The organism is Desulfogranum japonicum DSM 18378 (genome assembly GCF_000429945.1).
In the GTDB taxonomy this organism is placed as follows: Bacteria; Desulfobacterota; Desulfobulbia; order Desulfobulbales; family Desulfobulbaceae; genus Desulfogranum; species Desulfogranum japonicum.
The window spans coordinates 1-1,653 of record NZ_AUCV01000118.1 but is presented as its reverse complement, the minus strand read 5'-3'; the positions used below and the strand labels follow the sequence as shown (position 1 = coordinate 1,653).

3 protein-coding genes are annotated in these 1,653 nt (G+C 45.9%); all 3 read right to left on the bottom strand.

Annotation, left to right across the window (positions count from 1 at the left end):
- Positions 1-19: 19 nt before the first annotated feature.
- The gene (locus G493_RS0122620; protein WP_028582180.1) at positions 20-859 is read right to left on the bottom strand and encodes a hypothetical protein; all 840 of its coding nucleotides are present in this window, start codon (positions 857-859) and stop codon (positions 20-22) included.
- 23 nt (positions 860-882) lie between these two features.
- A complete protein-coding gene (locus G493_RS0122615; RefSeq protein ID WP_028582179.1) occupies positions 883-1,203 on the bottom strand; it encodes a hypothetical protein in 321 nt (106 codons plus the stop codon).
- A gap of 253 nt (positions 1,204-1,456) precedes the next feature.
- On the bottom strand, positions 1,457-1,653 hold a 197-nt coding region (locus G493_RS34165; protein ID WP_035275750.1), incomplete at its 5' end, for a hypothetical protein.

The window sequence follows — 1,653 nt, the reverse complement described above, 5'->3', positions numbered from 1 at the left end:
AGAAAAAAATCATGGCCGTTTAGAAATTCGACGTTGTTGGATAACGAACACCTTTGTCACTTCCCGATTCAATAAATTTAGTGGAAAAGGTAAAGGGTTGTTCAAAATCCCCACTCTGGTTCACCAGTTGGCCGAAGGTATTATATCGATACTGGGCAACCTGCTGCTGATTTGCATCCAATACAGCAATAATATTCCCTTTGCCATCATACAGTGGGTGGTAATTCTCCCCACCACTGACAATATTAATCAATCCACCAATTCCGCCACCAAGGTTTTTACCCCAAGTATATTCACGGAGAACGGTGTTGTTCGCATCTCTATCTTGCAGAGCCAGCTTGCCATGACGAACAATGCGGGTTTCATCAACAAGGTTATAACCTTCGTATTTCTGGATTTTGGCCAGAAAAGAATCAAAGCGATAAGTATAGACAGTCCGGTGTTGGATGCTATCTGCATCTGTATAGCTGATCTCGTGCAGGCGGTTAACGGCATCGTATTCCGCCTGAAAGCAATAGCCTTCTTTGGTGTAGCCTTCGACCAGATTGCCGTCGTAGTCATAGACAAAATTCTGGTCAGGATTGGTGGTGGCAAGCAGCTGGTTAACCATGTTAAAGGAACCTTCTGTTACCAGATCCTGCTGGGTAGGTAATGGGAGGCCACCGGTCAGGGTTTCTGAATCACGTTGATCCTGGTTGTTGTAGGTAAAGGTGGTTGCGTTGAATACGCTTGCAGTACCTGTATTTTCCACGCCAGTGAGACGATACATGGCATCGTAGCTGTAAGTGGTGGTTGCATTGCCCGGTCTGGTCAGCGATTCAACCAGTGAAGTGTTACCTTTATACCCATAGGTGAACACTTGGCTACCGGTCTGAATCTGTTCTAAACGACCAAGTGTATCGTAGCCAACCTGCTGTGTCTGTCCCCCTGGGGAGTGAGGCTTTGCAGACGGCCAAGCTCGTCATAGGTATAGGTGATGGTATCGTCTTCCCATGGACCATCCACGGTGGCAAACTGGGAGGCATCATTATAGGTGAGGGTGGTGTTACCGGAACCATCCACAATAGTGGTAAGCCGATTATAGGTGTCATACGTAAAACTCACATCCGGAGTTTGATCCTGATGATCAATGGTGAGCAGATTACCCATCTTGTTGTAATAATAACGGGTAACAATCCCTCGGGCATTGGTTGATGTTTCCACCAGCCCACGGTTATTGTAGGTGTACTGCTGGGAATGGCCGTCTGCATAGGTTTTAGCAACCAGATTCCCTGCAGTATCATATTTAAAACTGGTCTGGTTGCTGTTGGGGTCGATAAAGGCTGCCAGGGTTGAGCAGGATTTGCCGTACAGGAATCTTTCAATACAGAGGCCAGGGGACTGATTTTATTTTTCCTCTTCAATTGTTCCCAAAACGCACACGTACCGATGAATCTTGAATAAAAGCACTATCTATTCATACCCTCAAGGAAAAATTAATCTGTCGCCCGGGTTTACTTCGGAACCTGTTACCACCAGTTACTTGGTCGCGTTCAGCGCATTTCGTATCAAATTGATTCATTATCAGTGCGAGAAAATAGTTCTGATAATCATAAAAAGGCACCTCTTTGGGGGACATAGTCCGCTCCATCACAGCGAAGGAGGTTGTATAAT